Here is a 3,478-nt window from a genome sequence, read left to right as displayed (position 1 = left end):
GGGGCCCTGATGGGATACACGGGGCTGGGCGCCCCGGCCGCGACGGCGCTGGTGGCGTCGGTGGTGGCCCTGGCCGCCGGGACGGTCGCGCCGTTCGCCTTCAAGCTGGCCGGGATGCGGATGCCCGCGCTGCCCTCCTCCGCCGGCCAGCTCCAGGAAGGCATCGACCCCTACGCAGGCGACGAGGTCGCCGAGCGCACCGAACTGGCCGGACGGTGGGTCGCCGCGCTCTTCGGCGCCACCGGCATCATCGCCGCGGCCGCCCTGACCGTCCTCGCCGAACACCCGGACCTGCCCGAGGTGCTGACCGCTCTCGCGCTGAGCCTGCTCCTCCTCCTGCACTCCAGGGGTCTGGTGCACATCGGGCAGCGGCTGACCCTGGCGGTGCCCGGAATCTGGGGGCTGCTGCTCCTCGCCCGCGCCTGGGCGGTGGACAGCGGGAGCGACGGCCGCCTCGTCGTCTTCGCGGTGCTGCTCGCCGCGGCAGCCGGGCTCGTGACCGCCTCCTGGACCGTGCCCGGCCGCCGCGTGCTGCCGTACTGGGGGCGTGCGGCCGAACTGGCCCACACCCTCTTCGCCGTCGCACTGCTGCCGCTCACCCTGTGGGTCGCCGGTCTGTTCGGTTGGCTGCGCGGCCTGTTCGGCTGAGTACACCCGCACGCCAAGACACGGGACACGAGTTGGTGAGGAGAGGCAGTGCAGTCCAAGCGCGACCAGGTACAGGCCCACAGCTTCATGATGGGCAGGCTCAGTTCGGGCCTGCTGACGGCTGACCCGGACGCCGCGGAGAGCCCCCTCGGGCGTACCACCCGAGGGGTGGTCTTCGGCGTGCTGGTGACCGTCCTGCTCGGAGCGGGTGCCACCGTGTTCGGGCTGCTGCGGCCGGGCGGGAACGACAGCTGGCGGTCCGGCGAGCACCTGGTGGTCAACCGTGACACGGGCGCCCGGTACCTCTGGACCGGAACCGACGGCGTACTCCACCCGGTGCGCAACTACGCCTCGGCGAGGCTGATCGGCGGCTCCGACCTCGAGACCGCGGACGTCGCCACCGCCTCGCTGCGGGACGTTCCCGTGGGGGCCCCGGCCGGCATACCGGGCGCGCCGGACGCGGTGCCCGGCCCCGGTGAGCTCGACAGCGGCGCCTGGCACATGTGTGTCACCGGTCCGCAGGGAGCGCTGCCCAGCACCTCCGGTGCCGTGCCGGACACCGGGGTGGACAAGCCGGGCGCCACCACACTGGTCGCCGGCGCGCCCCTGGAGTCGCACGACATCGGCGGCGACCGCGGGGTGCTCGTGACCGGCCCGGGCGGCGACGAGTACCTGGTCTGGCGGGGCAGCAGGCTGCCGCTGGACCACGCCTCCGACGCCCGTAACGCCCTCGGCTACGGCTCGGAGCAGCCGATGCCGGTCTCGGCGGCCTTCCTCGACGCGCTGGCACCCGGCCCGGCCCTCAAGCCGCCCGCGGTTCCGGGGCGCGGTGAGGAAGGTCCGGACCTCGGCGGCGAGGCGAGCCGGATCGGCCAGGTGTTCGACGTCAGCGTGCCCGGCGGCGGCAGTGCGTACCACCTGTTGCAGAAGGACGGGCTGGTGCCCCTGACCAGGCTCGGCGCCGCCCTGGTGCTGGGCGACCCGGCCACCGAGAAGGACGCCTACCAGGGGCGGTCGCCCGAGGCGCGCACCGTCGGCGCGGACGCGCTGCGCGCGCACCGGGCGGAGGAGGCGGCCACCGCCGGCTCCGGTGAGCTGCCGGTCACTCCTCCGGTCCCGGAGCCCGCGCCGCGCGGCACCGCCCTCTGCGCACAGGTGGAGGGCGACGACGGCGGCACCCGGATCAGGTCCGTGCTGGTCCAACTGGCCCGACTCGCACCGGCCGTGGTGTCGGAGGGCACAGCCCAGCCGCTGAGTCCGGCCTGTGTCCGGACGGACGCCACCGTGGTACGGCCTGGACGCGGCGCCCTGATACGGGCGCTGAACGCGAGCGGCGCCGCGCACGCCGGGACGACATACCTGGTGGCGGAGAACGGTGTGAAGTACCGCGTCCCCGCCAAGGATGCACTGGCGGCGCTCGGTTACGCGGCCGGAGACATCGGCTCCGTCCCGGCACCGCTGCTCGCCGCCCTCCCGACCGGCGCGGACCTCGACCCGGCAGCCGCCTCGGGTGCAGTGAAGCCACGGGTCACAGCCCCGCGGTGCGGCGTCGACGCGGAGGAGGGGACGGCCGAGGCAGGGAAGACGGACACGCGGGATGCTTCCGGCGCAGCCGACTCCGAGGCCTGATCCATTCGAAACGCCGCATAGGGCATCGAAGGGCGAGAACAGCAGCGGTCGGATAACTGCCCGTGACTCACGCCGATTTCCCGGGAGCCGGGCAGGGTGAGAAACCTCAGACGAAGCTCAGATATTCGGGCGGGCGCGTCCGCGGAATCCCGCCGACACGTCCCGCATCGCCGGAAACGGGCCGCCCGGATGACCGGTTCGTCTTCCTCGCGTGCCCGTTTTCCGGCCGTATCCCGATGCCCGGCACGGGGCCGCCCCCTCGCCGCGACGGCGTTCGGGGGCTTGGGGTTCATCCCGCGGAAACATTGGGACAACTCTGTTGCCGTACAAGGATTCAGATGAACTGACCTATGCTCAAATCTTCCCCACATGCGTTGCGCGGAACGCCGGGTTCTCTTTAGCCTCGGCACGGCAACGGTGCAACAGGACTGGTCTGAAGGAAGGGAGCGCGACATGGCGGACACTGGCTCAAGGAAAGCGGACTATGCCAAGGGCCTGGGAGGTGTCTCCTCCCTGGAGTCGGCCCGGAGCGCGGTCGAGAAGATCCAGAACAACGTCGCGGAGATCGCCGCACGTTCAGGTGTCGGCGGGGACGAGGGGCAGGCCCTGCTGAAGCTCTTCCGCAGCTGGAACGGCGAGGCGCAGAAGGTCGTCGTCCAGATCAGCAAGATGGTCGACGCGCTCCAGGAGAACGTGACCTCGGCCGATCGCCTGGCGAAGGAGAACCAGGACCTGACCGAGGTGCTCAACAGCAAGACCAGCCAGGGCGTCTTCGAAGCGCTGCGCTGACCCATCCCCGCGGAACCGGTTCCCTGCGGAGTGGGCCGGAACACGTGAGCTCGCCGGGCCCAGCCCGGCCACCCGAGAGGAGCAGTCATGGCTGACGGCATCATCGATGTGCAGTACTCCACGGTCCGCAACGCGATCGAGGAGCTGAAGGGCCAGACACAGCAGATCATCACGACCCTCAACAACCTGGAGGACGAGCTGAGGCCGCTCGTGACCTCCTGGGAGGGTGACGACCAGCAGATGTACCGCGGGGTCCAGGCCGAGTGGGACCAGGCCACCAAGAACATGGCCCTGCTCCTCGGTGACAGCGGCGAGCTGGTGCAGAGCATCCACGACAACCACTCCCGTGACGAGCGCAAGAGCGCCGACAACTGGGGCAATGTGCGCGCCCGCTAGGGCCCGGCCGGGGCTC

3 protein-coding genes and 1 pseudogene are annotated in these 3,478 nt (G+C 71.6%); all 4 read left to right on the top strand.

The annotated features are described in order from the left end of the window. Nucleotides 1-648, top strand: a pseudogene (locus B9S57_RS22160) (type VII secretion integral membrane protein EccD); the annotation flags it as partial. 48 nt (nucleotides 649-696) lie between these two features. Further along, nucleotides 697-2,277: a type VII secretion protein EccB gene (gene eccB, locus B9S57_RS22155; RefSeq protein ID WP_103517310.1), complete on the top strand. Its 1,581-nt coding sequence runs from the start codon at nucleotides 697-699 to the stop codon at nucleotides 2,275-2,277. Nucleotides 2,278-2,730: 453 nt separating this feature from the next. After that, nucleotides 2,731-3,066, top strand: a complete 336-nt coding sequence (locus B9S57_RS22150; protein WP_099176577.1) for a hypothetical protein — start codon at nucleotides 2,731-2,733, stop codon at nucleotides 3,064-3,066. 87 nt (nucleotides 3,067-3,153) lie between these two features. After that, nucleotides 3,154-3,462, top strand: a complete 309-nt coding sequence (locus B9S57_RS22145) for a WXG100 family type VII secretion target (RefSeq protein WP_103517309.1) — start codon at nucleotides 3,154-3,156, stop codon at nucleotides 3,460-3,462. Nucleotides 3,463-3,478 lie beyond the last annotated feature (16 nt).

The organism is Streptomyces sp. SM10 (assembly GCF_002910915.1).
Lineage (GTDB): Bacteria > Actinomycetota > Actinomycetes > Streptomycetales > Streptomycetaceae > Streptomyces.
Note: the sequence above shows the minus strand (reverse complement) of the source record. Positions and strands in the feature narration are given on the sequence as shown.

Bases quoted from the DNA above. Each gene is read 5' to 3' on its own strand.
- B9S57_RS22150 (WP_099176577.1), top strand. From the start codon at position 2,731: ATGGCGGACACTGGCTCAAGGAAAGCGGACTATGCCAAGGGCCTGGGA.
- B9S57_RS22145 (WP_103517309.1), top strand. From the start codon at position 3,154: ATGGCTGACGGCATCATCGATGTGCAGTACTCCACGGTCCGCAACGCG.